The 21,888-nt window shown below is 64.1% G+C and carries 23 protein-coding genes, 2 tRNA genes and 3 pseudogenes; 12 read left to right on the top strand and 16 right to left on the bottom strand.

Annotation, left to right across the window (positions count from 1 at the left end):
- Positions 1-339 precede the first annotated feature (339 nt).
- Positions 340-774, bottom strand: coding sequence for a hypothetical protein (locus Sa4125_RS19480; RefSeq protein WP_224000708.1), 435 nt, complete (start codon positions 772-774; stop codon positions 340-342).
- A 315-nt stretch (positions 775-1,089) separates the two neighbouring features.
- Between Sa4125_RS19480 and Sa4125_RS19475 the strand changes: the two genes are divergently transcribed.
- The gene (locus Sa4125_RS19475) at positions 1,090-1,257 is read left to right on the top strand and encodes a hypothetical protein (protein ID WP_224000706.1); all 168 of its coding nucleotides are present in this window, start codon (positions 1,090-1,092) and stop codon (positions 1,255-1,257) included.
- Positions 1,258-1,304: 47 nt separating this feature from the next.
- Here Sa4125_RS19475 and Sa4125_RS19470 read toward each other — a convergent pair.
- The 5 genes and pseudogenes from Sa4125_RS19470 to Sa4125_RS19455 all read right to left on the bottom strand — a co-directional run.
- A pseudogene (locus Sa4125_RS19470) lies at positions 1,305-1,734 on the bottom strand (transposase); the annotation flags it as partial.
- A 66-nt stretch (positions 1,735-1,800) separates the two neighbouring features.
- Positions 1,801-2,520, bottom strand: a pseudogene (locus Sa4125_RS19465) (SOS response-associated peptidase family protein).
- A gap of 33 nt (positions 2,521-2,553) precedes the next feature.
- Positions 2,554-3,069 (bottom strand): thermonuclease family protein, encoded by a 516-nt coding sequence (locus Sa4125_RS19460; protein WP_224000704.1) that lies wholly within the window; start codon positions 3,067-3,069, stop codon positions 2,554-2,556.
- Positions 3,066-3,188, bottom strand: coding sequence for a hypothetical protein (locus tag Sa4125_RS24245; RefSeq protein ID WP_267461341.1), 123 nt, complete (start codon positions 3,186-3,188; stop codon positions 3,066-3,068). The genes Sa4125_RS19460 and Sa4125_RS24245 overlap by 4 nt, the downstream gene beginning before the upstream one ends.
- Positions 3,189-3,451: 263 nt before the next feature.
- Positions 3,452-3,649 carry a hypothetical protein gene (locus Sa4125_RS19455; protein ID WP_224000702.1) on the bottom strand — a complete coding sequence of 66 codons (198 nt, stop codon included), beginning with the start codon at positions 3,647-3,649 and terminating at the stop codon, positions 3,452-3,454.
- A gap of 579 nt (positions 3,650-4,228) precedes the next feature.
- Between Sa4125_RS19455 and Sa4125_RS19450 the strand changes: the two genes are divergently transcribed.
- From Sa4125_RS19450 to Sa4125_RS19440, 3 genes are all read left to right on the top strand, one after another.
- The gene (locus Sa4125_RS19450; RefSeq protein ID WP_224000700.1) at positions 4,229-5,668 is read left to right on the top strand and encodes a hypothetical protein; all 1,440 of its coding nucleotides are present in this window, start codon (positions 4,229-4,231) and stop codon (positions 5,666-5,668) included.
- 97 nt (positions 5,669-5,765) lie between these two features.
- Positions 5,766-6,212: a hypothetical protein gene (locus Sa4125_RS19445; RefSeq protein ID WP_224000690.1), complete on the top strand. Its 447-nt coding sequence runs from the start codon at positions 5,766-5,768 to the stop codon at positions 6,210-6,212.
- Between the two features lie 46 nt (positions 6,213-6,258).
- Positions 6,259-6,768, top strand: coding sequence for a hypothetical protein (locus Sa4125_RS19440; protein ID WP_224000688.1), 510 nt, complete (start codon positions 6,259-6,261; stop codon positions 6,766-6,768).
- A gap of 168 nt (positions 6,769-6,936) precedes the next feature.
- Here Sa4125_RS19440 and Sa4125_RS19435 read toward each other — a convergent pair whose 3' ends face one another.
- The 4 genes from Sa4125_RS19435 to Sa4125_RS19420 all read right to left on the bottom strand — a co-directional run bounded on the left by Sa4125_RS19435 (position 6,937) and on the right by Sa4125_RS19420 (position 9,720).
- Positions 6,937-7,359, bottom strand: a complete 423-nt coding sequence (locus Sa4125_RS19435; protein WP_224008048.1) for a MucR family transcriptional regulator — start codon at positions 7,357-7,359, stop codon at positions 6,937-6,939.
- Between the two features lie 347 nt (positions 7,360-7,706).
- Positions 7,707-8,108, bottom strand: a complete 402-nt coding sequence (locus tag Sa4125_RS19430; RefSeq protein ID WP_224000686.1) for a hypothetical protein — start codon at positions 8,106-8,108, stop codon at positions 7,707-7,709.
- Positions 8,105-8,332 carry a helix-turn-helix transcriptional regulator gene (locus tag Sa4125_RS19425; RefSeq protein WP_224000684.1) on the bottom strand — a complete coding sequence of 76 codons (228 nt, stop codon included), beginning with the start codon at positions 8,330-8,332 and terminating at the stop codon, positions 8,105-8,107. The genes Sa4125_RS19430 and Sa4125_RS19425 overlap by 4 nt, the downstream gene beginning before the upstream one ends.
- 179 nt (positions 8,333-8,511) lie before the next feature.
- On the bottom strand, positions 8,512-9,720 hold the full coding sequence (locus Sa4125_RS19420) for an IS256 family transposase (RefSeq protein WP_223998301.1): 1,209 nt from the start codon (positions 9,718-9,720) through the stop codon (positions 8,512-8,514).
- Between the two features lie 17 nt (positions 9,721-9,737).
- On the opposite strand from Sa4125_RS19420, the gene Sa4125_RS19415 reads away from it, so the two are divergent.
- On the top strand, positions 9,738-10,238 hold the full coding sequence (locus Sa4125_RS19415) for a hypothetical protein (protein ID WP_224000682.1): 501 nt from the start codon (positions 9,738-9,740) through the stop codon (positions 10,236-10,238).
- 32 nt (positions 10,239-10,270) lie between these two features.
- Here Sa4125_RS19415 and Sa4125_RS19410 read toward each other — a convergent pair.
- Positions 10,271-10,345, bottom strand: a tRNA-Thr gene (locus Sa4125_RS19410).
- Positions 10,346-10,658: 313 nt separating this feature from the next.
- On the opposite strand from Sa4125_RS19410, the gene Sa4125_RS19405 reads away from it, so the two are divergent.
- Positions 10,659-10,734 (top strand) — tRNA-Phe (locus Sa4125_RS19405).
- 293 nt (positions 10,735-11,027) lie between these two features.
- Here the strand turns inward: Sa4125_RS19405 and Sa4125_RS19400 are convergent.
- Positions 11,028-11,468: a PepSY domain-containing protein gene (locus tag Sa4125_RS19400; RefSeq protein ID WP_345944299.1), complete on the bottom strand. Its 441-nt coding sequence runs from the start codon at positions 11,466-11,468 to the stop codon at positions 11,028-11,030.
- A gap of 116 nt (positions 11,469-11,584) precedes the next feature.
- Here Sa4125_RS19400 and pncB point away from each other — a divergent pair, with 116 nt between their 5' ends.
- Together pncB and Sa4125_RS19390 are read left to right on the top strand one after the other, a co-directional pair.
- Entirely contained in the window at positions 11,585-12,889 is a 1,305-nt protein-coding gene (gene pncB / locus Sa4125_RS19395) for a nicotinate phosphoribosyltransferase (RefSeq protein WP_224000680.1), read from the top strand.
- Between the two features lie 124 nt (positions 12,890-13,013).
- Positions 13,014-13,841, top strand: a complete 828-nt coding sequence (locus tag Sa4125_RS19390) for a ferredoxin--NADP reductase (protein ID WP_224000670.1) — start codon at positions 13,014-13,016, stop codon at positions 13,839-13,841.
- A gap of 147 nt (positions 13,842-13,988) precedes the next feature.
- Here Sa4125_RS19390 and Sa4125_RS19385 read toward each other — a convergent pair whose 3' ends face one another.
- Positions 13,989-14,237, bottom strand: coding sequence for an Lrp/AsnC ligand binding domain-containing protein (locus tag Sa4125_RS19385; RefSeq protein WP_224000668.1), 249 nt, complete (start codon positions 14,235-14,237; stop codon positions 13,989-13,991).
- Between the two features lie 337 nt (positions 14,238-14,574).
- On the opposite strand from Sa4125_RS19385, the gene Sa4125_RS19380 reads away from it, so the two are divergent.
- Positions 14,575-15,570: an Ldh family oxidoreductase gene (locus tag Sa4125_RS19380; RefSeq protein WP_224000666.1), complete on the top strand. Its 996-nt coding sequence runs from the start codon at positions 14,575-14,577 to the stop codon at positions 15,568-15,570.
- A gap of 149 nt (positions 15,571-15,719) precedes the next feature.
- On the opposite strand, the gene Sa4125_RS19375 is transcribed toward Sa4125_RS19380, so the two are convergent.
- From Sa4125_RS19375 to ggt, 3 genes are all read right to left on the bottom strand, one after another.
- Complete coding sequence (locus Sa4125_RS19375; RefSeq protein WP_224000663.1) at positions 15,720-16,844, bottom strand: mandelate racemase/muconate lactonizing enzyme family protein; 1,125 nt, start codon at positions 16,842-16,844, stop codon at positions 15,720-15,722.
- The gene (locus Sa4125_RS19370; protein WP_224000661.1) at positions 16,844-18,001 is read right to left on the bottom strand and encodes an iron-containing alcohol dehydrogenase; all 1,158 of its coding nucleotides are present in this window, start codon (positions 17,999-18,001) and stop codon (positions 16,844-16,846) included. Before Sa4125_RS19370 ends, Sa4125_RS19375 begins: the two co-directional genes overlap by 1 nt.
- Positions 18,002-18,071: 70 nt before the next feature.
- On the bottom strand, positions 18,072-19,838 hold the full coding sequence (ggt, locus tag Sa4125_RS19365; protein WP_224000659.1) for a gamma-glutamyltransferase: 1,767 nt from the start codon (positions 19,836-19,838) through the stop codon (positions 18,072-18,074).
- Positions 19,839-20,048: 210 nt separating this feature from the next.
- Here ggt and Sa4125_RS19360 point away from each other — a divergent pair.
- From Sa4125_RS19360 to Sa4125_RS19350, 3 genes and pseudogenes are all read left to right on the top strand, one after another.
- Positions 20,049-20,192 (top strand): annotated as a pseudogene (locus Sa4125_RS19360) (short-chain dehydrogenase); the annotation flags it as partial.
- A 183-nt stretch (positions 20,193-20,375) separates the two neighbouring features.
- Complete coding sequence (locus Sa4125_RS19355; RefSeq protein WP_345944298.1) at positions 20,376-20,912, top strand: SRPBCC family protein; 537 nt, start codon at positions 20,376-20,378, stop codon at positions 20,910-20,912.
- Complete coding sequence (locus Sa4125_RS19350; protein WP_224000657.1) at positions 20,912-21,874, top strand: beta-propeller fold lactonase family protein; 963 nt, start codon at positions 20,912-20,914, stop codon at positions 21,872-21,874. Before Sa4125_RS19355 ends, Sa4125_RS19350 begins: the two co-directional genes overlap by 1 nt.
- Positions 21,875-21,888 lie beyond the last annotated feature (14 nt).

Here is a 21,888-nt window from a genome sequence, read left to right as displayed (position 1 = left end):
CGACAGACTGGCCGAGGTCCGCAACGACGTAGATGCGCTGGACCGTACCTTGGGCGTCGTCAGCTATGCCGGCGATCTGCATGCCGCTTTGCCTCGCCAGAAGCGCCAGGTGCTATTCTGCAAGGGCGAGATTACATCCGCCATCCCGCGCCAACTGAGGACCGCTGACGGGCCCATGAGATGCCGGGAGATAGCGACAGCCATCGTCGCCATGAACGGCATGGATGGTCGCGACAGGCGGTATATGAAGGAAGTCAGCGACAGGGTGTCGAAGGCGCTTCGGGCGCAGCGGGAGAAGGGCCTTGTCACAATTCGGAATGTTGGCCTCTGCCCAATCCGCTACTCGTTAGATTCGGTTGGCAGAGGCACATCGGAAGGCCAATAGCCTCTTGGGGTGTTATTGAAAGCTGGACGACCATCATCTCGGTCTAGCCGCCAGATCGTTGTCCCCAGAACCTTCGCGCGGTCGCGTCCGACGATCGGGATGCCTTCTTCGTCAAACTTTCGGAGAAGTTCACCACGCGTCAAGGGACGCCCTGCGTTCAGTATGAAGGCTCGGGCGTGGTTGCCGACCTCTATGGGCGGTATGCTGTTTCGGATGCGTCGCCGCTTGCCCGGTGAAGGCGTCGTGCCTTGAGTTGCCTCAACCAAGGGCTGGAGCCTGTACTCTGCGATAACAGCGTCGAGTTTGCGGATGCGGGCATCTATCCGAAGACGCTCCTGCATCAATGTCTCCCTTTCAGCAATGATGCCGGTAAGAAAATCGTTGCTCATCGTCCGCCGTCCAAATCCACAGGAGATGGCTACCCATAGCCTCTAATCCGCTTGAGGGTAACACGAGAGCGGAATCATGGTTAACGGAATCTTAAGGAATCGCGTTTTTGAGTTGGACCCATATGGACTCCTGCGGCGAAGGATTCTATGGTCGGCACAATGCAAAACGCCCCGCAACTGGTGCGAGGCGTTTTGCAGATCTCGGCGGCAGTATTCTGTCGTCAGAATGTCGACGGGCCGCTAGGAAAATCAGGTGTTGCAACCTTTTTCTAGCGTTCCCGGCGGAATTGTCAACACCGCCCAAAAGGAACGCCGATGGCCAAGAAGCCACGTCAGACGCCCCCGGAAGACTCCATTTACATTTTCCGGGCTTCTATCACCCTGCGCAATGGAAAGAAGATTTTCGCCCGACAGTACGGGCTGAATGCTTTCCGCATCCGGGTCAAGCCGGACAACGATAACGGCAGCAGCCCCAAGAGCTGACTCCCGCCGACAAGCGCAAGAAAGAGGGCCGGGAGACCGGCCCTCTTTTATTTCTGCCAGTATCCGCACCACACGCGGCTGACCGGCGACAGGAGCGCATTGCCGACGGCGAAGGCGTTGTCGCCGTTGTCGCGGCGGCGGTGATCTTCACACCATGCGGCATGCGCAGCGTAGGTGAAGCAGCTTGGCAGAGACGCTGTGATGCTGGCCACGCACCATGCGACGCAGACGCGAGAAGTAGCTTTCTACCCAGTTCGTGTGCTTGCCGTGGCCGTCGCTGTAGCTCTCAGAGTGGTTGATGCTGGTGGTCGGGAAGAAGGCTTCCAGCGCATCCCAGTGCGAGGCTTCATCGGCGAACATAGCGGCGGTGCTGGCGACCTTGGACTTGGCGATGGCGACGCCTTCCTGTTCGGCGTTGCGGATGAAAGTCAGGGTGCGGCCCATGCGCTCGCGAAGGGCAACGACCACGAAGCGCTTGGCCCCACTCCGGCCGCTGTCCGAAAAATCCAAGCTGCCCAGACCGAGTTGCGCGGCCGACCACGATCAGGCTGCGTCGCTTCGCTGCCCGCGGGCGACAATCTCGAGCACGCCGTCCGGCAGCGGACGCTGCAGAGCTTTTGCCTCCGACCAGTCCGCTCGCAGCCATACGTCCATTTCCTCGGCAGTGGTGAGGATCACCGGCATAGCCTTCGGGTGGATGGCGCCGACGGTGGCGTTGGCGTCGGTGGTGAGGAAGCCGTAGACGTCCGCGGTGACCTCGCCCTCTCTCACCTTCCGCACGCTTGTCCAACTCGTCCATAGGCCGGCGAAGGCCATAAGCGGGCGTTCCTCGCCAGCGGCGAACCAGACCGGGATCTTGGCTGTGCCGACCGTCTCGTATTCCGAGAACGAGGTGAAGGGAACAAGGCACCGGTTCGCCGGCACGAGCCAGCGTTTCCAGTGAGCCGAAGCGACGTTTCGGATGTTCGTCGTGCCGCTGTCCGGCTCGGCTTTCAGAAGGGCCGCGAAGTCAACCTCCTTGCCTTTCGCCTCGAGCTTCGCGGCCCGGCGCTTCGTCGCCTCGAAGAGCGCTTTCTGCGACGACGGCATGCACCAGCGCATCAGCTACAGTGTCCGGGCCTCGGCGGCCTTGTGGACGACCGGCGCCATCGTATCGGGGACTATCCCCGGCATGGAGGGGAGGTTGCCAGCGCGATCGTTCATCGCCCGGGTGAAAGCTAGAATGGCGGCTTGGCCTTTGGTCAGGGAGTAGAGATTGCACATGCCCGCATCATGTGGTGGCCGCGCCCCGGCTGTCTAGCGCCGGCACCAGCGGTTTCCCGAGTTCGGCCACTTCTGCGCCAAGTCCTCGTCGATCAAGACGGCCCCCGCATCACGGCCGTCGGCCAGGCGAAAAGTTATGAGCTGCCGCCCATAGCGGTCGGAGTTGCCATGTCGGGCGGTGAACCCTCCGGCCAGGAGCGAAGCCAGTCGTTGCTTGGCGCGATCGCCGACTGCGCGCTCGTTTGCACAGCCGGGCTTGCCGATCTCCGGCGCGTCGACGCCCTCAATTCGCCATTGACGGCCCTCGAGCCAGCCGCTGTCGCCGTCAATGACACAGGACCCGCTGGGCGGCGCATGGCGACCGTTCGTGCATGGGGGCATCGCGATCCGCTTCGCACTGCCCGCCGGTGTTGGCGCCCGGTTGTCGGTCGGCGCTGGGCGGATCGCGTCGCCAAGCTCGCCCAGGTCCACCTGCTGGAGAATGGACGGTCCGAAGATCGCTACGAGCGCGACGACCGCAATCCATTTCCAGATGCCCGTCAGCCTCATGCTTTCCCCTCGGCTTCCGCTTCCGCTTCCAGGAACTCGGTCAGCACCAGCAGGCTCCTGATGGTCGCTCGAGGATCACCGCCACAGATCGCCAGTGCCTCGTCGATCGCCTCGTTCATCTCGCTTCCGCCCTCGAGCCAAGTCCTGTCGTCACCGCCGCCTCTAGTCGACGCCATACGAGCAAAGTCCACGGCGCCGCCGCTCAAGTCACTTGCAAATGAGCACAGTGCGGCGGCGAGATCGCTCGCCGCGTGGTAATCCGCGCTGGGCGTCTGCAGATGATGCATGGTGGTGCACGTTGCCGACCACAGCGCGTGAGCCTTTCGCAGGAGCTCCTCCCGCTCAGGAGCGTAGAGGGCTTTGCGGCGCTGCGCCCGTCGGCTCACTGTAGACGGCGCCGGACATAGCCGGCCGATGTCGATGATCGCGCCTCTGCCTCAATCGCGTGCTGGCCGCGGACCAAGCCCAGGATCGCAGAGCGCAAATCGCCGCCGGCCGCGGCTATCACCTCGTCGACAACGCTGTCGAAACTCTCATCAACGGTCACCACGGGCAGGGACTTCGGGGACGGGTAGGACATTGCAGCTCTCCTGATTCTCCGCGTCATGGTGCCATCCGGGGCGCGCGATGGAAAGGAAATGTTCCTACTTTGTTCCAATGATGGAACGACAGTCAACAGAAGCGTCAGTTCTCGAGAACGACGCCGGTATCAGTATCATCGCGCAGCCCTTGAAAGACGCATGCCGAAGTCGGCCGCCTTCCGTAAGGGCAGGGCGCTTTCTCGCGCTGGAGGTAATGACGCCGCGGGCTCCGCCGCCTTCTGCGCATTGATGGCTGATTTAGCGCCGGCCGTCTCGTCGCTAAAGCCCCTCCCGAGCGGTAAGCGAACACCCGCGACCCGCACCGAAGGAGAAACAGTTTCGTATCGGTCAGCATGTCTGCGACGATGACCCCGAGCCCGCCGACCGGTGCCATCACAAGGAAAAAAGCGCTGCCTCCTCTCCGCACATCAAACTAATTTATTTGATTATTGAAAGATTAATTTATACCTTTGACGCACTGAACGCTTGTCATTTGGAAATGTACAATGTCATCAGCGTGGTCGTTTTTTTCAGGGCGCAGCTCGAGCGGGAGCAAGGCCGGCGCAGCCGGGGAACAGATGGCAGCAGAACTGCACGCCCCCGACTTGTGTGATGCTGACCCACAGTCCCATTTGCGCCCCGCCAAGCTGCTCGACAGTCTTGGGCAACGTAATGAGATGTTGCGCGTCCGCTTCAGCCAGATGGTTGACCGCCTGGAGGACCTGAAGTCTCTCAGTGAAGACTTCTCTATGATCGTTGAGCCTATCGAGGCCATAGCTGAAGAGCTTCCGCACGCTAAGGCCCGCGTCATGGAAACCGAGGCCCTGCTGTCGCGAGAGATCGAGGCCAACCAGAACCTGCGCCGCGAAGTTGACGCGCTGACGAGTGAACTCTCTGCCACCTCCGGCGAACTGACTTCCTATACGACGCGGGCTCGGAAACTGGAGGCCGAGTGTCATGAGATGACTGGGACAGTTGACGAGCAGCGCGCACTGCTGCGCGAGCAGGCTCAGCTTCTCGACAACATCGAACGGCAACTGGCAGTAGAGGCAGAGCAGCATTCGTCAGTCGCGGCCGAACTAGCCCTTCAGCGGGCTGAGAGGGAGGCGACAGAGCAATCCTTGCAACGCGCCCAAAGCGAACTGCAGCGTGAGTCTGAGCAGCATTCCATCTTCGAGCGCGAGTGCAGGCGCTTGCATCAGCTGGTTGGCGAGCAGAGCGAGCGCATCGTTGGGCTGGAGGCGCGCGCTAATGAGCTTGCTGAGCAGCGGGAGAGGCAGAAAGGGGTTTTCGCAGCGCTTGAGGTTCGCTTGCAGGAGGCTGAGCTTGCCTGCCAGAAGGCCGAGGAAGAACATGAAAGCATCGTTGGGCAGCTGACCGCGGAGCGTACGTCACTCACCCTCAAGGTCGACGCCGCTGCAGCACGCCTCGCGTCGACGGAGCACATACTCGCCAATTTACGCAGCCAGTTCCGCGACAAGGACGAGGCCCTGCGTATCACCGAACGAAGCCTCAAGGACGCCCTGCTGGAACGCATCGCCGCCGACCGGCGGTTGGAGGCCATGCGAAACGAACTTGTCCATCAGAGTGCCCAGGTCAGCGAGATCCACCGGCTGCGGCAGGAAGCCGACGAGCGCAACGAGATGCTGACGAAGACACTGGCGGCCAAGGACGTCGCCCTCGAGAACAGCCTTGCCAAGGCCGTCAGTCTCGGCGATCGCCTGGAAACCCTCACCCGGAGAAACGAAAACGATCGAGTGAAGCAGGAGGCGGCGACCCGGCGATTGATCGAAGAACTCGAGAGCGAGCGGGCTGAACGGACCCTGGCGCAAGGAGCGCTCGAGATTGCTCGCGAGAACCGTGTTGCCTTGCAGCGCCAGAACGAAATCCTGAAACGGTCGGTGCGCGCTATGCAGACCCAAGGCGAGCTCGTCATCCCCGAACAAAATCTCGCGCCGGATACAGGCCAGACAACAAATGTCAGTTTTCTGGCGCGGCCAGACAGCCGGCCGGAATGACGCGGCGCGTGTTGAATATACTCGCCAAGAATAGGCGGGAGCAGCAGGTCTATGGGATGCTGCCGCGGCAGCGGCATGGCATTGGGAGGAATTGAGAATGTCATCGACGGTCGAGATTGAAGTCGAGCGGTCATGGCCAATTCGCGGCTCGGCCGATATCGTGAGGAGTGAGAACTCCGGTGGAGAGCGGTCAGCGGCCATTCTCTCCATTGAAAAGAGGGATATGCCCGTTTCAGGCGAAGAACCGCGTCGGGATTGGGCGGCGGCCTTGGCTCTTGTCGAGGAGGCTTCCGAAGCCATTCGCATGAGTGCCGAGCGGGTGACGGAATTAGAGCGCGCGGCTGAAACCCAGGCGCGTCAGATGCGCGAAGATCTTCTGATGATGCAGCAACAGCTGCAACTGGCGCAGCGAGAGATTACCGCTGCCAATCAAAGGGCTGAAGCGGCGGAGGCTCAGGCAAGAGAGTCGGATGCCTGGTTAAGGCGTCTCGATCAGGCAATCACTAACGGCTTCGGGCCAGGCTCCAGGAACGATCAACCCTGAAAATATGACCGCCCATTCATCCGGGACGTGATGTCGGAGAATTGAAATGGAAGAGGCAATACCGGCTTTCTCAGAGCGATACCTCCCCATGAATAGTTTGGAAGAGTCCAACATTTTCGACCGTCCAGATGTGTTTCCTGCACAGGCCACACTGGTGCCGTCGCGTGCAGTCGCAGCCAACCAAGACAGGATGTCAAGCCAACCATCAGTCTGTGGCGCAAAAGCTGTGCAGATGGTCGAGCAGGCTGCTGAGCTTATCAAGGAGTACGAGCGGAAGTTCGTGGCCATCGAAGCCGATGCTCGCTGCTTTATTGAACGCGTTGAAATGCAGCGTGCGACGCTGAAGTCGCATGTTCACTCGCTGCAGATCAGCTTAGCTGAAAGCGAGATGCGTGCGCGCTCGCTGGAGAACGCCTTGCAGCGGTCCAATACTGAAATCGTCGAGTTACAGTTTGAGATCAGAACGCTGAAAAGAGGCCTAGAGCATGCCGCAAAAGAACTAACACAGTCTTCGTCTTACTTCCAGCGCATTCAGGAAAAGCTGGGAAGTATCTGAATGACATGTCAACTGAACAGCGACCTGTTTCCGACAGCACCGTGAACGCTCAAGTATTTCAGACTTGGCGCGAGCACTGAAGGAAAGAGCGGGCACTGCTGGCATTGTGGGGGCGACGGCGGCCTGCCGGAGGGGCCCGCAACGGGGTCGCGGCCGGGTCGCTGATGCTCAGTTGGCATTACGACCGCGGCCGGCCTTGCGTGCGGGCTCGACAACCGGCTCGGCCTTCTTGCGGCCCAAACCGAGGTTCAGCGCTAACTCGGAGCGCCTGGCAGCATAGGTGGCCGCAACCATCGGATAATCCGACGGCAGGCCCCACTTGCGGCGGTACTCGTCCGGCGTCAGGCCGTAACGGACCGCTATATGCCGCTTCAGCGACTTGAAGCTTTTCCCATCCTCGAGGCAGATGATGTAGTCGGGCGTCACTGATTTCCTGATCGAGACGGCAGGCACCAGCGCGGCTGGCTCGGGCGCACGCTCCGGGGAACCAAGCAAGCTTAGCGACCTGTGTATGCTGGCAATCAAGTCGGGAAGGTCTGCCTGCGGAACGCGATTGTTGGCGACATAGGCCGACGCGATCTCGGCTGTCATTGCGGCAAGATCGTCGCGCGATGTGTCTGTATCTTTCACGAGTCTTCCTTCGGTATGCCACCAGAACTGTTGCTTCCTAATATGCATCTAGCACCCACCTCGAATATTGCAATTCTGAGCGACAATCACCCCGGTTATTCCACTGCCAATCTTCCGAACTCTCTCCGAATGTAGCTCTCTTCGGCTTCGACGTTCTGCCCCATTGAACCTTCCGTCTTTCCCAATGAGGCTTGGACCGACGTTCCAATAATCTAGGCAATGTCGTCTGCTTTTGACGGGGTCAGCATGGATTGGTTATACCGCCTCGGCCTGCTTGGGCATGGGCCACGCACCTCCGTAACGAGGCGCTAGTCCGAAAAGGACCAGACCGGCGTCATCTCTTTTAAAAAGCCCAGTGTCACCGAGTGCGCCGCGGTCAACCGGCGGTGCATCTCTTGGGCTCTGATCTCGAACACGCTGATTGCTCGCTTGTGAGGCTCAAATAGGAAGATCAGATAAAGACCCGCATTCGCCAAATTCAGTTCAGAAATGTCGACAAAGCGCCCGGCCAGTGAAACCCCAGCACGAACGATCTTTGCCTTGATTTCTGTCGGCTGGCCAGAACGCAGACCGTCCACTCGAGGTGACGTGAGCGGGGCCGCTAATTGCTCGGCGAATGCGATCCGTTCAGCAAGCCTGCCAACTTGCTGGGCCTGGTCGCCAGCACTTGCTGCTAAGAAACTTCGATATTCATCTAGCCAGAGCATCATGGGTTTCTCAGCCTTACGCCAGCCCCGCCCCCGTTCTCTGCGATGAACTCGACACCCGACGTCTCGAGCGCCGAAACAATCTTTTGAATGCCGTCTGATGAGACTGCGCGGCGCGACCGCTCGAAATCAACGATCGTCGAGAGGCCGAGCCCCGCCTGCGAAGCAAGGTCCGGCTGAGACATGTCGAGAAGAGCGCGGGCAGCTCGGCACTGAGATGGGGTCATTCTGAACCAACATTTAATGTTGACGATCTGAATAGGGCGGTTTATCCATTCAACATTAAATGTTGATTAAGGGAAGCGCAATATGCACGACGACCCTATCGGGGCGGCTGGCGAAGCCATGCCTGAAGGTCGTGTCCGTCAACGTGGTGGAAATTGAGTGTAGCTGAAGCGGCTCCGTTTCAGGCGACTTCGGTGGAAATCTGTTCGGGTTTTGCAGTGTTGCCCATGGCCATGAGGTCGGCCATGGGTTCGGTCTGCATGTAGCGGTTCTGGATCTGCCATTCGTCGTTGGCCTCGAGAAGGACGGCGCCGATGAGCCGGATGATGGATCCCTCGTTCGGGAAGATTCCGACGACGTCGGCACGCCGCTTCACCTCCTTGTTCAGGCGCTCCAGGGAATTCGTCGAATGGATCCGGGTCCGGTGCTGACTGGGAAAATCCATGTGCGCCAGCACGTCGGTCTCGCTGTTGTCGATGAAGGCCCCGAGCTTTGGACACTTTCCCCGAAGCTGGTCGGCGACGTGGCGCAGCGCCTGGCTGGCGCTAGCACGATCGGGCTGGGCGAAGGCTTGGCGCAGCGCGGCCGCCGCCATGCTCTGCTGCGCCTTCGGGACATACGACAGGGCGTTGCGCATCCAATGCACCCGGCAGCGCTGCCAGGAGGCGCTGAACACCCGGCGAATGGCGGCTTTCAGCCCTTCGTGAGCATCCGAGATCACGAGCTTCACGCCGGACAGGCCGCGGCGCACGAGGCTCTTGAGGAAGCTCGACCAAAACGTCTCCGCTTCCGAGGGGCCGATGTGAAGGCCGACGATCTCGCGCTTGCCGTCCGTGTTCACGGCCACGGCGATTATGGCGGCGACCGAAACGATGCGTCCACCCTCGCGCTGCTTCAGGTAGGTCGCATCCAGCCAGAGGTAGGGCCAGTCGCCAGTGAGAGGACGGTCGAGGAAGCCGCCGACGCGTTCGTCGATGTCTTTGCACAGCTTCGATACGGTGCTCTTGCCGATCCCCGACAGCCCCATGGCCTGTACCAGATCGTCGACCCGCCGGGTGGAAACGCCGCTGATCCAAGCTTCCTGAATGACGGCAACCAAGGCCTTCTCCGAGAGCTTTCTCGGCTCCAGGAACGGCGGGAAGTAGCTGCCCTGCCGAAGCTTGGGTATCCGAAGCTGCAACGAGCCGAGCCGCGTGTCGAGCGAGCGGTCGCGGTAGCCATTGCGATAAGTCGCCCGTTCCTGCGTCCGTTCGTGGCGCCCGGCGCCGATCATGCCTTCAACGTCGACCTCCATAAGGAGCTGCATCACGCTCTCGGCTATCGTTCTCAGGAAATCGCCGTCCCCGGCTTTCGCAAAAAGCTCGGCAAGCGGTAGTCTGTCCTCGGTCATCGGGTTCTCCGGTCAGGTTGAAGTCTCGCAACTCCACCTTAGCCGCCCTATCCGGTGACCGCCTCAGCCACACCTTTCAATGTCGGAATTTCCACCACGAGCGCGGACACTACCTGCCTGAAACCAACCTTATCGAGCTCTCCAAGGAAATTGACCTCTCCAAGGAACGTGCCGCGCGCGCCGACAGAGCGCGTGATCCCGGCACGTGCAGCGGCCCGCCGGCCCCCGAGGACCTCGAGCTTCATGTGCGGCATTTGTGGGTGTGCTCCCGCGAGCTGCGCCAGGCTATCGCAGCTGGGGATCAGGAGACGATCGCGGACATGATCGACGAGATCGATCTGCTGCAACATTTCGGGCCGACTAGCGATTTTCAGGCACGCTGCGCGGCAACACTGCAATGGGCCTCTGCCGAATCAGCCAACGTGCTAGGCGACGACCAGACAAGCGAGAAGCCCCGCAAAACCGGTGCTGCCCAGGTGCTGCCCACGCGTGATGACCCACGTGGTCGTTTCAGCTGACAAAACTAAAATCTTGATTTCGCCCAACAAAATGGTGCTGCGAGGGAGGATTGAACTCCCGACCTCTCCATTACCAATGGAGTGCTCTACCACTGAGCTACCGCAGCCGGTCGCTTGACGCGGGGGACTTCTGCCACAGCACTTCCTCCAGCGCAAGCTGCCGTGGGCGGCTTGGCGCAAGCCTCGATCGAGCCGCCATGACTGGGGCATCTTCCGAGAGCGCCGCGGTTGAGCAACAGGAGCCACGGCCGGCGCTCCCGGCGCGAAGACGCCTCGATATGCGCTCGTCTGCGGCTATCCCGCCCTGCCAGACGGCAATCCCGCGCACCGCCCAGATTGAGGCTGGACACGCCGAAACGTTCTCCATATAAGGCGCGGACCGTGTGAGGGACGCAGCGCTTGCTTGTCTCCCGCACCGGCGCCCAGGTAGCTCAGTTGGTAGAGCATGCGACTGAAAATCGCAGTGTCGGCGGTTCGACTCCGTCCCTGGGCACCATTTTGTCTTTGCCCTCCACCTCTTTCGGCTTGAGACCGGCTCGACCCAGGCCGCATGCCTGCCTCGCCGGCTTGAAATCTATTTGAGTCGTTGGATCGGTAGACCCAGCGGCGACGCGTTGAGCTTCCGACGTCCGCCGCGCCGTATTTCGCCTGGCCGGCTAACTTTCGTTGCGGGAAGTGACGGCAGACGACGAATCGTCTCCCTGTGGCGACCGCACTTTGCACCCGCTCATGCAAACGGCCCTCCCGCTTCCGGAAGAGCCGCCAGCACATGCTTTGACGTGAGTCGCCTCAGCGAACCGAAAGAACGTCCCCATCGCGGCGATCGACGTCGACGCGGATGTCGCGGCCGCGGCGGTCGACGCCGAGAATGCGGTAGGCGCGGCTGGTCCGGCGGACGGAATCGACTTCGCGTACGCCTTCGCCGCGTGCGATCCTTACAGCTTCGCGCTCGCTGATCTCGCGCCTGTCAGGGCGGCGACGATCGCTGTCCCGGCCGCGTTCGCCACGCGGCTCCATGATTCGGACGCCATCGGGGCCGATAACGATGTTCTGGGCACTGGCCGGCACAGCCGCCACGACCGTGCCAAGCGCCAGAAGTCCGGCCACAAACATCTTGATCTTCATTTCAAATCCTCCTGCACGAGCATCGCTGTCGTGCCCGCTACAATTCGGTGACGTATAAAGCTGGACGATATCTTTTGGTTCCGCAACGGGCGAGGCCTTGCGCAAAAATACTCTCGGGCCGAACAAACGTGCCTCCTGGCGCGGGTCTTCGCTGCGCGTCGCAGGTGAAATCTGATGCGGCCTGCGCTAAACCCCTCGCGACGTCAGCCAGGGGAAGTATCATGGTCGCGACCGACATCGCTACGCGGGTGTGGAGCCACACCTTCAAGCTCGATCCGATCGTACGCAGCCTGCTCGACACCGACTTTTACAAGCTGTTGATGTTGCAGATGATCTGGGGCCTGCACCGGGATGTCGACGTCAGTTTTTCGCTGATCAACCGGACGAAGCGCGTGCGCATCGCCGACGATGTCAGCGAATCGGAGCTGCGCGCCCAACTCGACTATGCCCGCAGCCTGCGCTTCACGAAGCGCGAGATGATCTGGCTCGCCGGCAACAGCTTCTACGGCTCGACGCAGATCTTTCGGCCGGCGTTCCTCGAATGGCTCGCCGATTTCCAGCTGCCGGAATACGAGCTCAGCCGGGTCGACGGCCAGTTCGAGCTCGTCTTCCACGGCAAGTGGACGCACACGACGATGTGGGAAATCCCGGCGCTCGCCATCATCAACGAACTGCGCTCGCGCGCCGCGCTGAAAGGGCTCGGCCGCTTCGAGCTCGACGTCCTCTACGCCCGCGGCAAGGCGAAGATGTGGGAGAAGGTGGAACGGCTGCGCAAACTGCCGCACCTGAAGATCTCCGACTTCGGCACGCGGCGGCGGCATTCCTTTCTCTGGCAGCGCTGGTGCGTCGAGGCTCTGAAGGAGGGGCTCGGCGGCGCTTTCATCGGATCCTCCAACGTGCTCCTCGCGATGGACACCGATGTCGAGGCGATCGGCACGAACGCGCACGAATTGCCGATGGTCACGGCGGCGCTCACCGACAGCGACGCGGCTCTGAAGCGTGCGCCCTTCACCGTGCTGAAGGAATGGCAGAGCTATTACGGCGGCAATCTTCTCGTCGTCCTGCCCGATGCCTTCGGCACGGAGGCCTTTCTGCGCGACGCGCCTGAATGGCTGACGGAATGGACCGGCTTTCGCCCCGATTCCGCCCCGCCGATCGAAGGGGGCGAGGCGATCATGGCCTGGTGGACGGCGCACGGCATCGACCCGCGCGACAAGCTCCTGGTGTTTTCCGACGGCATGGATGTCGAGGGGATCGAGGCCGCCTATCGCCATTTCGACGGGCGGGTGCGGATGAGCTTCGGCTGGGGCACGAACCTCACCAATGATTTCCGCGACGTGGCGCCGGACGGCAGTGCGGGGCTGGAGGCGATCTCGCTGGTTTGCAAGGTCATCTCCGCCAATGGCCGGCCGGCGGTGAAGCTTTCCGACAATCCGGCCAAGGCGACGGGCGATCCGGCCGAGATCGAACGCTACCGCCGGGTATTTGCCGGTTCGGCGAATTTTCCGCGCGAGGTCAGAGTTTGAGAATATCCTCTCTGGTGGCGCGCCGATTTATGGGCCAAACCCCTCTATCAGGGCACGGGATGGTTTTGCTGCCGTGCAAAATCCTTATCTTGCGCCGAGACAAACGCTTGCCACAGGGATTCCGATGAACGCCTTCGCCAACGAAACCGCCGTGACCGGCGCCGCGCCATCGTTCCCGATCCCGGCAGGCGTCTTCGCCGAGACCGTTACCGACGTCCAGCACCATACCGATACGCTGTTCCGTTTTCGCATGACGCGTCCCGCCGGCTTCCGCTTCCGTTCCGGCGAGTTCGTGATGATCGGCCTGCCGAATGCCGACAAGCCGGTCTTCCGGGCCTATTCCATCGCCAGCCCGTCCTGGGACGAGGAACTCGAATTCTTTTCGATCAAGGTGCCGAACGGCCCGCTGACCGAGCATCTGCAAAAGATCAAGGTCGGCGATACCGTCCTCATGCGCAAGAAATCGACCGGCACCCTCGTCCATGACGCGCTGATCCCGGGAAAGCGCCTGTACCTCTTCTCGACCGGCACCGGCATCGCGCCCTTCGCCTCGATCATCCGCGACCCCGAGACCTACGACAAGTTCGAGACGGTCATCCTGACGCAGACCTGCCGCACGACGGCCGAACTCGCTTATGGCAAGGAACTCGTGGCGGCGATCAGGGCGGACGAACTGATGAGCGAATTCGTCGGCGACAAGCTGCAGCTTCACGCCACCGCCACGCGCGACGGCGAGACGCGCGGCGAGCGAATCACCACGCTGATCGAAAGCGGCAAGCTGTTCGAGGAACTCGGCCTGCCGCCGCTCGATCCCGCCACCGATCGCGCCATGATCTGCGGGTCGATGGAGATGCTGAAGGACACGGCCGCGCTGATGGAAAAGTTCGGCCTCGTCGAGGGATCGAACGCGCAGCCGGCGACCTATGTCGTCGAGCGCGCCTTCGTCGGCTGAGTTTTCGGCCGGGCGGACGGGCAGCGACAAGCGTGTCGTGGCCCGCTGCCAGCCAGTTCCGGAGCACGCTGCGGATCCCCGTTACGTTACGACCTCTTCCCAAATGGCGGGACGGTCGCCAGAGGGATCATGCCTTCGCGGCGGACCCTACTTCCCGCCAAATGCCTTGAAGGCGACGGTGGTGAAGGTGTCGGAAACGCCGTCGACCACCTGAAGCCGCTCGGTGACGAAACGCCCGAGGTCTTGCCCGGCGGGCAGGTAGAACTTGGCGATCAGGTCGTACTGGCCCGAGGTGGAATAGACCTCGGAAATCTCCTCGACATCCTGCACCAGCGTGTCGGCAACGGCATAGGCCATGCCAGGGCGGCACTTGAACTGGACGAAGATGGTCTGCATCGGGGGCTCCGGTAGCTGGCGAGACGGTGGCGGGATTTCGCTCGCGCCGCGGCAAGGATAGGGGCTGAAGCGCGGCATGCCCATACCCGAAGCGATCGGGAGATCTGGCGACCCTGGTCGGCGCAGTCGCGCAGCCCCGGTCGCCTTTGCGCTCGTGCACCGCCGCGGCAAACGACATGCTCGTCGTCCCGAATCAAGTCGGGAATGAAACGGACGTTCGGTGTCTCGGGCCGATCCGTCTGCAATCCTGTCGACCGCCACACCGCATCAGGGGTTCCCGCTGCCGAAAGGCGATGCCATGGGAGAGCATCCCGCGTTGCATCCGAGAGGCCCTGACATGACCCATCTTACTCTTGCCGCCGCCGAGGCGCTGGTGGCGGCCGCCATCGTGCGCGGCAATGTCGACCCTGCGATCGCCACTTCGGTGGCGCGGGCGCTGGTTGCGGCGGAGGCGGCCGGGCAGTCCGGGCACGGCTTTCGCCGGGTCGCGACCTATGCGGCGCAGGCCCGGGCCGGCAAGGTCGACGGCCATGCGCGGCCGGCGGCGGACCGGCCTGCGCCGGGCGTGCTGACCATCGATGCGGCGGACGGGTTTGCCTTTCCGGCGCTGGATCTCGCCGTCGCGATGCTGCCGGACATCGCGCGGCGCCAGGGCGTCGCGCTCGCCGGCATCCGGCGCTCGCACCATGCCGGCGTCATGGGACTGACGGTCGAGCGCTTTGCCGAACTCGGACTCGTCGCGCTGATGGTCGCCAATGCCCCGGCGGCGATGGCGCCCTGGGGCGGGCGGACGCCGCTCTACGGCACCAATCCTATCGCCTTCGCCGCACCCTTGGGCGAGGGGCATGATCCCCTGGTCATCGACCTGTCGCTGTCGAAGGTCGCGCGCGGCAAGGTGATGGAGGCCAAGCAAAAGGGCGTGCCACTGCCCGAGGGCTGGGCCTTCGACAAGGACGGGGCGCCGACCACCGATCCGGAGGCGGCGCTGGCGGGGACCATGGTGCCGACGGGCGATTCCAAGGGCGCGGCGCTGGCGCTGATGGTGGAGATGCTGGCCGCCGGCGTCACCGGCAGCCAGTTCGCGTATGAGGCGAGTTCGCTCTTCGACGCCAAGGGACCGCCGGTCGGTCTTGGTCATCTCCTGATTGTCCTCGATCCCCAGGCGATCGGCGGCCCCGGCGCGACGCTGCGCATGGCAGAGCTCGCCGCCCGGGTTGCCGAAGAACCCGGTGCGCGCCTTCCCGGTCGCCGGAGCCAAGGCGCGCGGCGCGCGGCGATCGAGGAGGGGATCGAGGTCGACGAGGCCGTGCTGGCGGCGATCGCCGCGATCTGACCGGGCAGCCCCTCTGAAGCCGGCGGCGCAGGGCCGCCGCGGCGGCGACAACTTCCGGCTGGCGCCGCTGGGCCCACCCGTTCGCCCTGCACGGCATCACCCGTCAGGCAGCCGGCACATCTCGCGGCCCGGCCCGGCCCGCCACCGGTCTACCCGACCCGCGTCGCCGCCAGCCTTTCCTCGTCGACGGCAAAGCCAAGGCCCGGCGCATCGCCGAGATGCAGCCAGCCGTCCTTCGCGACAAGAGGCGCGTTCATCGGGTAATCCCGGCGTTCCAGCGACCATTCCGGCGGGTCGTAGGGCCATTCGAGCCAGGGCGCCTCGCCGATGCCGGCGGTGAGATGGGCGTTGGCGAGGACGCCGATGCCGTTCGTCCAGGAATGCGGCGTGAAGGCGAGCCCGGCCTCGCGCGCCATCAGGGCGACGCGGCGGAGGCCGGTGATGCCGCCGACAAGGGCGACGTCGGGCTGCAGCACGTCGAGGCAGCGGCCCTCGACAAGGTCGCGGAATTCATGGAGTTCGCGTGTCATCTCGCCGCCGGCGATGCGGATCGAGACGGTCTGGCGGAGCAGCGCCATGCCCTTGCGGTCGGCACGGTGCAGCGGCTCCTCCATCCAGTAGACGCCGAGCCCTTCCAGCTCGCGCGCCACGGCAAGCGCGTCCTTGTAGGTCCATGCGGCGGAGGTGTCCCAGGGCATGCGCCAGCCCTGGTTGCAGTCGACCATCAGATCGAGCTTGGCGCCGACGCGGGCGCGGATCGCCTCCAGCGCCTCCAAATCCTCGCGCCAGCTCTCGCGCCCGCCCGCCGACGAGGAGAAGCGCACCTTCATCGCCGGAAAGCCCTCCGACAGGAATCGCTCGGCCGTCTCGGCCATGGCGCCGTGATCGCGCAGGACGCCGGAAGACGCGTAGAGCCGCACCTTGTCGGCCCGCCCGCCGAGCATCCGCCAGACCGGTTCGCCGGTGATCTTGCCGGAGAGGTCCCACAAAGCGAGGTCGACCGGCCAGCACCGGCCATAGTGGAACTGCAGATGCGACAGCACCTCGTAGTGCCGCTCGACATGGCGCGGGTCCTCGCCGATGAAGAGATCCTCGTGCCCCTCGAAACCGAGCATCAGGTCGCCCGAGCCGACGCCCTCGCGCCCCTCGTCGTCGCGGATGCGCACGATCGCGGCGTCGAAGCTTCTGCGTGGCCGCCCGTCCCAGCTCGCCTTGAACGGCGGGTCGAGCGGCAGACGGTGGCGCGAAATCTCGATCGAGACGATCTTCGCCATCACGCGGCCTTCTCTTCGGCCAGTCGCAGCAGCGCGGCGGCAAACTTCTCGGTGTCGGCGTCGGTCACCGCGCGGGCGGTGGCGTGTCGCATCGGCGCCTGGCCGGGGGCCCGCATCGCTTCGGCCAGCGCTGCGGTGCCGATCCTGTCGAAGACGGGCGGCAGGCGACGGACCATGCCGCATTCGCTCATCAGGGCCGAGACGAAGCCCGGCAGCTCTGCGGCTTCGGCAAGGCCGCAGGCGTGCGCCGCCGCCTCCATCTCGGCCGTCGGCGTCTCGACCAGCCAGGGCAGCGTCGCCTCGAAGGCGAGCGCGGTGGCAAAACCGTGATTGACAGGGGCAAGGCTCGCCATGGCGTGGCTGATCATGTGCGCGACGGCGGTGCCGCAATAGTCGATGGCGACCCCGGCATAGCAGGAGCCGAGGAGAAGGTTTCCGCGCGCTTCGAGATCGTTCGGGGCCGCGACGGCGCGGGCCAGCGACCCCGCGACCAGCCGCATCGCCTGATGGGCGTAGAGCTCCGCGCCGCGATGCGTCTTGCGGTTGGTCGCCGCCTCGAAGGCGTGGACGAAGGCATCGATGCCGCAGGCCGCGGTCAGCGCGGGGGGCAGGGTGACGGTGAGGGCGGGGTCGAGAAGGGCCAGATCCGCCTTCGTCTCGGGCCCCCAGATCCAGACCTTTCGCCCCTCCGCATCGGAGAAGACCGAAGTGGACGAAGTTTCCGATCCGGTGCCGGCGGTCGTCGGGATCAGGATCTTGCGCAGCGGCACCGCCGGCAGGGGGTTTTGCGCCAGGGCATAATGCATGGGATCGACGATGCCGACGGCAAGGCACGCCGCGATCTTGGCGACGTCGAGCGCCGAGCCACCGCCGAGGCCGATGACGAGGCCGGCGCCGTGATCGCGGGCGGCATTGCCCGCCGCCTGCAGGTGGCTCGCCTTCGGCTCGCCGGCGATGTCACCATAGATTTCGGCCTCTATGCCGGAGGAAGCCAGGTTGGCGGCGAGCGCCGCGGCAACGCCCGACTCGACCAGAAAGGCGTCGGCGACGATCAGCGCGCGCTTCGACGGATCGAGCGAGGCGGCGCGCACGCCGACCTCTCGCAGGCTGCCCGGCCCGAAGACGATCTCGGGTACGGCGGAGGCAGTGAAGCTCATGAAAGAACCTTTTGGACGCTAGGCCGGCACCTGCCAGCGGCCGCAGCCTGTCAGTCCCCGAGCCCCCGCGTCAATCGCCGAGAGCGACACCTTCGCGTCGCGGATCGGCGCCTCCCGCAAGTCCGTCCGGGGTGATGACGATGGCGTGCAGACCGGAATTGAGGTCGCCGACCTTCGTCTTGAAGCCGAGCGCCTGCAGTTCGGGTTCGAGGTCGGCGGCCGGGGTGCCCTTTTCCAGCTCGAACGTGCCGAAGCGGTTGAGGAGGTGCGGCAGGGCCACGGCCTGCTGGGCGTCCATCCGCCAGTCGATCATCGCCACCAGCGCCCCGGCGACGAAGCCGATGATCGAGCTGCCGCCGGGCGAGCCCACGGCGATCACCGGCTTTCCCTCCTTCATCACGATGGTCGGCGCCATCGACGAGCGCGGCCGCTTGCCGGGCGCCACGGCATTGGCGATCGGGCGGCCGTCCTCCTGTGTCGCGAAGGAGAAATCGGTCAACTCGTTGTTGAGGATGAAGCCGCCGGTCATCAGCCGGGAGCCAAAACCGTTCTCGATCGTCGTCGTCATCGAGACGACGTCGCCCTCTTTGTCGGCAATGACGAAATGGCTGGTCGAGGGAAGTTCGAGACTTGCATCGTCGCCGCGCGGCGGTGCCAGTCCCGCGTGGTCCCAGCTCGGCTCGCCTGCAACCACCGCGTCATCGGCCAGCGCTCTGTCGCCGTCGAGAAGCGTCGCGCGGCTTGCCAGATAGGCGTCGTCGAGAAGGCCGCTCGGCAGGGCCACGAAATCCGCGTCGGCGACGTAGCGGCCGCGATCGGCGAAGGCGAGGCGGGAGGCGTCGCCGATGAGGCGCCAGGCCTTGGCGCTCTTCGGGCCGAGATCGGCGATGTCGGTCGGCTCGATCAGGCCGAGGATCTGGCCGACGGCCAAGGCGCCGGAGGAGGGCGGGCCCATGCCGCAGACCTCGAAGCCGCGATAGTCGAGGCAGACGGGCGGGCGCACTTTGGCGCGGTAGGCGGCGAGGTCGGCGCGCGACAGCATGCCGGGATTGGCCTTGCCGGCGAGATCCGTGCCGCTGGCGACCGCGGCGACGATGCCGTCGGCCACCGGGCCGGTGTAGAAGCCGGCCGCACCCTCGTCGCGGATCCTCTCCAGGGTCTTCGCATAGGCCTCGTTGACCAGGATGTGGCCGACCGGCCAGGGTTTTGCGTCCGCGTCGAAGAAGTAGGCCTTCAGCGTCGGCGACGAGAGCAGCGTTTCGTCGCCGGCCAGAAGGCTGTTCAGCCGCGGCGTGACGGCAAAACCCGTGCGGGCAAGGTCGATGGCCGGCTGGACCACGCGACGCCAGGAAAGGGCGCCGAAACGCCGGTGCGTGTCTTCGAGCAAGCGCACCGTGCCGGGCGTTCCGACCGAGCGCCCGCCGACCACGGCGTCGAGGAACGTCAGCGGCTTTCCGCTGGCGTCGAGGAAAAGCTGCGGCGTCACCCCGGCGGGCGCCGTCTCGCGGCCGTCGACGGTCTCGAGCTGCTTTGTTGAGGCGTCGTAGTGAACGAGGAAGGCGCCGCCGCCAAGGCCCGAGGATTGCGGCTCGACGAGGCCGAGGACGAGCTGAACCGTGACCATCGCGTCGATGGCATTGCCGCCGGCCCGCAAGACCTCCCGCCCGGCCTCTGCGGCGAGGGGATGGGCGGCGACGACCATCTGCGACTTTGCCCGGACGAGGACCTTCTGCATGACACCCGAGGCGGCCTCGGGCGCCGGCGCCAGCTGTTGTGCCTGCAGCGGTGCGGCGAGGAAGGCGAGGGCGGTGAGGCCAAAAGCGAAGCGGTGCAGCATGGAAAGTCCCTCCAGGGGTCGACGCAGCTTAGGCGACGGACCCTCTCTGTCAAACTGGCGCACCAAAGCCGAACGCTTGGCGGGCGATCTCACCGGCCCCATCTTGCCCTCGAAGAAACAGGCCAAGAGCAGATGCCGGGGCCAAAGAGGACGATTTTGGATTTCAAGCTGCGCGGCAAGGTCGCCGGGGCCATCGTCGGCATCGACTTCGCCATCGCCGACGAGCACGCGCCGATCAAGCGTTTCGGCACGCCCGAGGAACTCGCCGATTACTTCGTCCTCCTGTGCTTCGAGCGGCCCAGCTACAGCGTCGGACCGACGGATTTCGCCGACGGCGGCATGCTGAAGACACTGCAGCGGCTTGGCCAACCAGACACGGGTTGGACGCGGACAAAGGGCCAAGGTGTCGTCTATTAAATCTGGCGACTGCCGCGATTATCGCTTTTCCTTCGAACCCGAACTGCACTAGGCTCCGCGCCGGGCACCGACGGGCCGCGCCTCTGGCGTTGCGTCTTAATGAAATCAAGGAGGTACGTCGTGATCGCACGACTGTTTGGCGCCCTTTTGGCGCTCACGATCTTGCCGGGCCTGGCGCTCGCGCATGGACCCACAAGGCAGAAGGTGACCGAGACGATCGAGGTTGCCGCCCCGCCGGCGAAGGTATGGGCGAGGATCCAGGAATTCAACGACATGTCCTGGCACCCGCGCGTCGCCAAGACCGACGGCGCGCCCGGCAACACGGTCGACACGGCCCGGCTCGTGACCCTGAAGGATGGCGGCGAGCTCGCCGAGACACTTTACCGCTACGACGCGGCCAAGATGAGCTATGCGACGCTGCTGCCGCATGTCGACCTCAAGATCCTGCCGGTCACAAACTTCTCAGCCTATCTCACGGTGAAGCCCGGCAAGACGCCGGAGACCTCGGTCGTCGAATACCGCACCGCTTTCTACCGCGGCGACCCGAACGGCGATCCGCCGCCGGAGCTGAACGAGGAAGCGGCGATCAAGGCTGTCACCGCGTTTTCCAGGGAAGGCCTGGAAGGCATCAAGAAGGCCGTCGAGCAGGGCTCCTGATGGTTCTCCGGTCTCTTCGGCCTGGCGCCGCGGCGGCGCTCGCCATCGGCCTCCTCCTGTCGCCGGCCGTGGCCGGTGACACGGCCTTCGTCACCAACCAGTCGAGCGACGACGTCTCCGTCGTCGATCTCGACACGATGGCGGTGACGAAGACGATCCCGATCGGTGGCAAGCCGGCCGGGATCGCGATTCCGCCGGATGGGCTGCACGCTTTCGTCACCAGCCCCGAGTCGAAATCGCTGGCGGTGATCGACACGGTGAAGGGCGAGGTCGTGAAGCGGATCCCGCTCGCCGGGGGGCCGCTCGGCGTCGCGGTCCATCCGTCTGGGGCGCCGGTCTATGTCGCGGATTGGTTCGAGCACGAGCTCTTCGTCGTCGATCCCGTGGGCGGAGCGATCACCCAGCGCGTCCAGGTGGGGCAGTCGCCGTCCGGAGTTGCCGTCTCGGCAGACGGCAGGACCATCGTCACCGCCGATCGCGATTCCAACCAGATCTCGATCATCGATGCCGGCTCCCTGACGGTCACCGCGACGGTTCCCGTCGGCGAGCGTCCCTTCGGCGTCAGCTTTTCCGCCGACGGAAAGCAGGTCTACGCCGTCAATGTCGGCAGCAACGCGGTCAGCGTGGTCGATCTTGCCACCCGCAAGCTGGCCGCCACCGTGCCGGTCGGAGAGCGCCCGTATGTCGGTGCGGCGGCGGCCGGCAAGGTCTTCGTCACCGATCAATATGGCGGTACGGTCAGCGTCTTCGACGCGGCGACGCACGCCGTGGTGAAGACGATACAGGTCGGTGAGTATCCGGAGGGGATCGAAGCGGGGAGCGGCGATGCCTACGTCTACGTCGTCAACTGGTTCGACAATGTCATGATGAAGATCGACACGGCGACTCTCGACGTCGTCGGCGAGGTCGAGGTCGGAGACGGGCCGCGGGCATTTGGCGCCTTCATCCGCAAGGCAAGGTGAGAGCGCTGCCGTGA

It is taken from the genome of Aureimonas sp. SA4125 (genome assembly GCF_019973775.1).
GTDB lineage: Bacteria > Pseudomonadota > Alphaproteobacteria > Rhizobiales > Rhizobiaceae > Plantimonas.
The sequence above is the reverse complement of the archived record's forward strand: the minus strand, read 5'-3'. Positions and strand labels throughout refer to the sequence as shown.

What these genes read in the sequence shown, in the direction of transcription:
- Sa4125_RS19480 (WP_224000708.1), bottom strand. Translation starts at nt 774, where the DNA reads ATGAGCAACGATTTTCTTACCGGCATCATTGCTGAAAGGGAGACATTG.
- Sa4125_RS19475 (WP_224000706.1), top strand. Translation starts at nt 1,090, where the DNA reads ATGGCCAAGAAGCCACGTCAGACGCCCCCGGAAGACTCCATTTACATT.
- Sa4125_RS19460 (WP_224000704.1), bottom strand. Translation starts at nt 3,069, where the DNA reads ATGAGGCTGACGGGCATCTGGAAATGGATTGCGGTCGTCGCGCTCGTA.
- Sa4125_RS24245 (WP_267461341.1), bottom strand. Translation starts at nt 3,188, where the DNA reads ATGAACGAGGCGATCGACGAGGCACTGGCGATCTGTGGCGGTGATCCT.
- Sa4125_RS19455 (WP_224000702.1), bottom strand. Translation starts at nt 3,649, where the DNA reads ATGTCCTACCCGTCCCCGAAGTCCCTGCCCGTGGTGACCGTTGATGAG.
- Sa4125_RS19450 (WP_224000700.1), top strand. Translation starts at nt 4,229, where the DNA reads ATGGCAGCAGAACTGCACGCCCCCGACTTGTGTGATGCTGACCCACAG.
- Sa4125_RS19445 (WP_224000690.1), top strand. Translation starts at nt 5,766, where the DNA reads ATGTCATCGACGGTCGAGATTGAAGTCGAGCGGTCATGGCCAATTCGC.
- Sa4125_RS19440 (WP_224000688.1), top strand. Translation starts at nt 6,259, where the DNA reads ATGGAAGAGGCAATACCGGCTTTCTCAGAGCGATACCTCCCCATGAAT.
- Sa4125_RS19435 (WP_224008048.1), bottom strand. Translation starts at nt 7,359, where the DNA reads ATGACAGCCGAGATCGCGTCGGCCTATGTCGCCAACAATCGCGTTCCG.
- Sa4125_RS19430 (WP_224000686.1), bottom strand. Translation starts at nt 8,108, where the DNA reads ATGATGCTCTGGCTAGATGAATATCGAAGTTTCTTAGCAGCAAGTGCT.
- Sa4125_RS19425 (WP_224000684.1), bottom strand. Translation starts at nt 8,332, where the DNA reads ATGACCCCATCTCAGTGCCGAGCTGCCCGCGCTCTTCTCGACATGTCT.
- Sa4125_RS19420 (WP_223998301.1), bottom strand. Translation starts at nt 9,720, where the DNA reads ATGACCGAGGACAGACTACCGCTTGCCGAGCTTTTTGCGAAAGCCGGG.
- pncB (WP_224000680.1), top strand. Translation starts at nt 11,585, where the DNA reads ATGGTCGCGACCGACATCGCTACGCGGGTGTGGAGCCACACCTTCAAG.
- Sa4125_RS19390 (WP_224000670.1), top strand. Translation starts at nt 13,014, where the DNA reads ATGAACGCCTTCGCCAACGAAACCGCCGTGACCGGCGCCGCGCCATCG.
- Sa4125_RS19385 (WP_224000668.1), bottom strand. Translation starts at nt 14,237, where the DNA reads ATGCAGACCATCTTCGTCCAGTTCAAGTGCCGCCCTGGCATGGCCTAT.
- Sa4125_RS19380 (WP_224000666.1), top strand. Translation starts at nt 14,575, where the DNA reads ATGACCCATCTTACTCTTGCCGCCGCCGAGGCGCTGGTGGCGGCCGCC.
- Sa4125_RS19375 (WP_224000663.1), bottom strand. Translation starts at nt 16,844, where the DNA reads ATGGCGAAGATCGTCTCGATCGAGATTTCGCGCCACCGTCTGCCGCTC.
- Sa4125_RS19370 (WP_224000661.1), bottom strand. Translation starts at nt 18,001, where the DNA reads ATGAGCTTCACTGCCTCCGCCGTACCCGAGATCGTCTTCGGGCCGGGC.
- ggt (WP_224000659.1), bottom strand. Translation starts at nt 19,838, where the DNA reads ATGCTGCACCGCTTCGCTTTTGGCCTCACCGCCCTCGCCTTCCTCGCC.
- Sa4125_RS19350 (WP_224000657.1), top strand. Translation starts at nt 20,912, where the DNA reads ATGGTTCTCCGGTCTCTTCGGCCTGGCGCCGCGGCGGCGCTCGCCATC.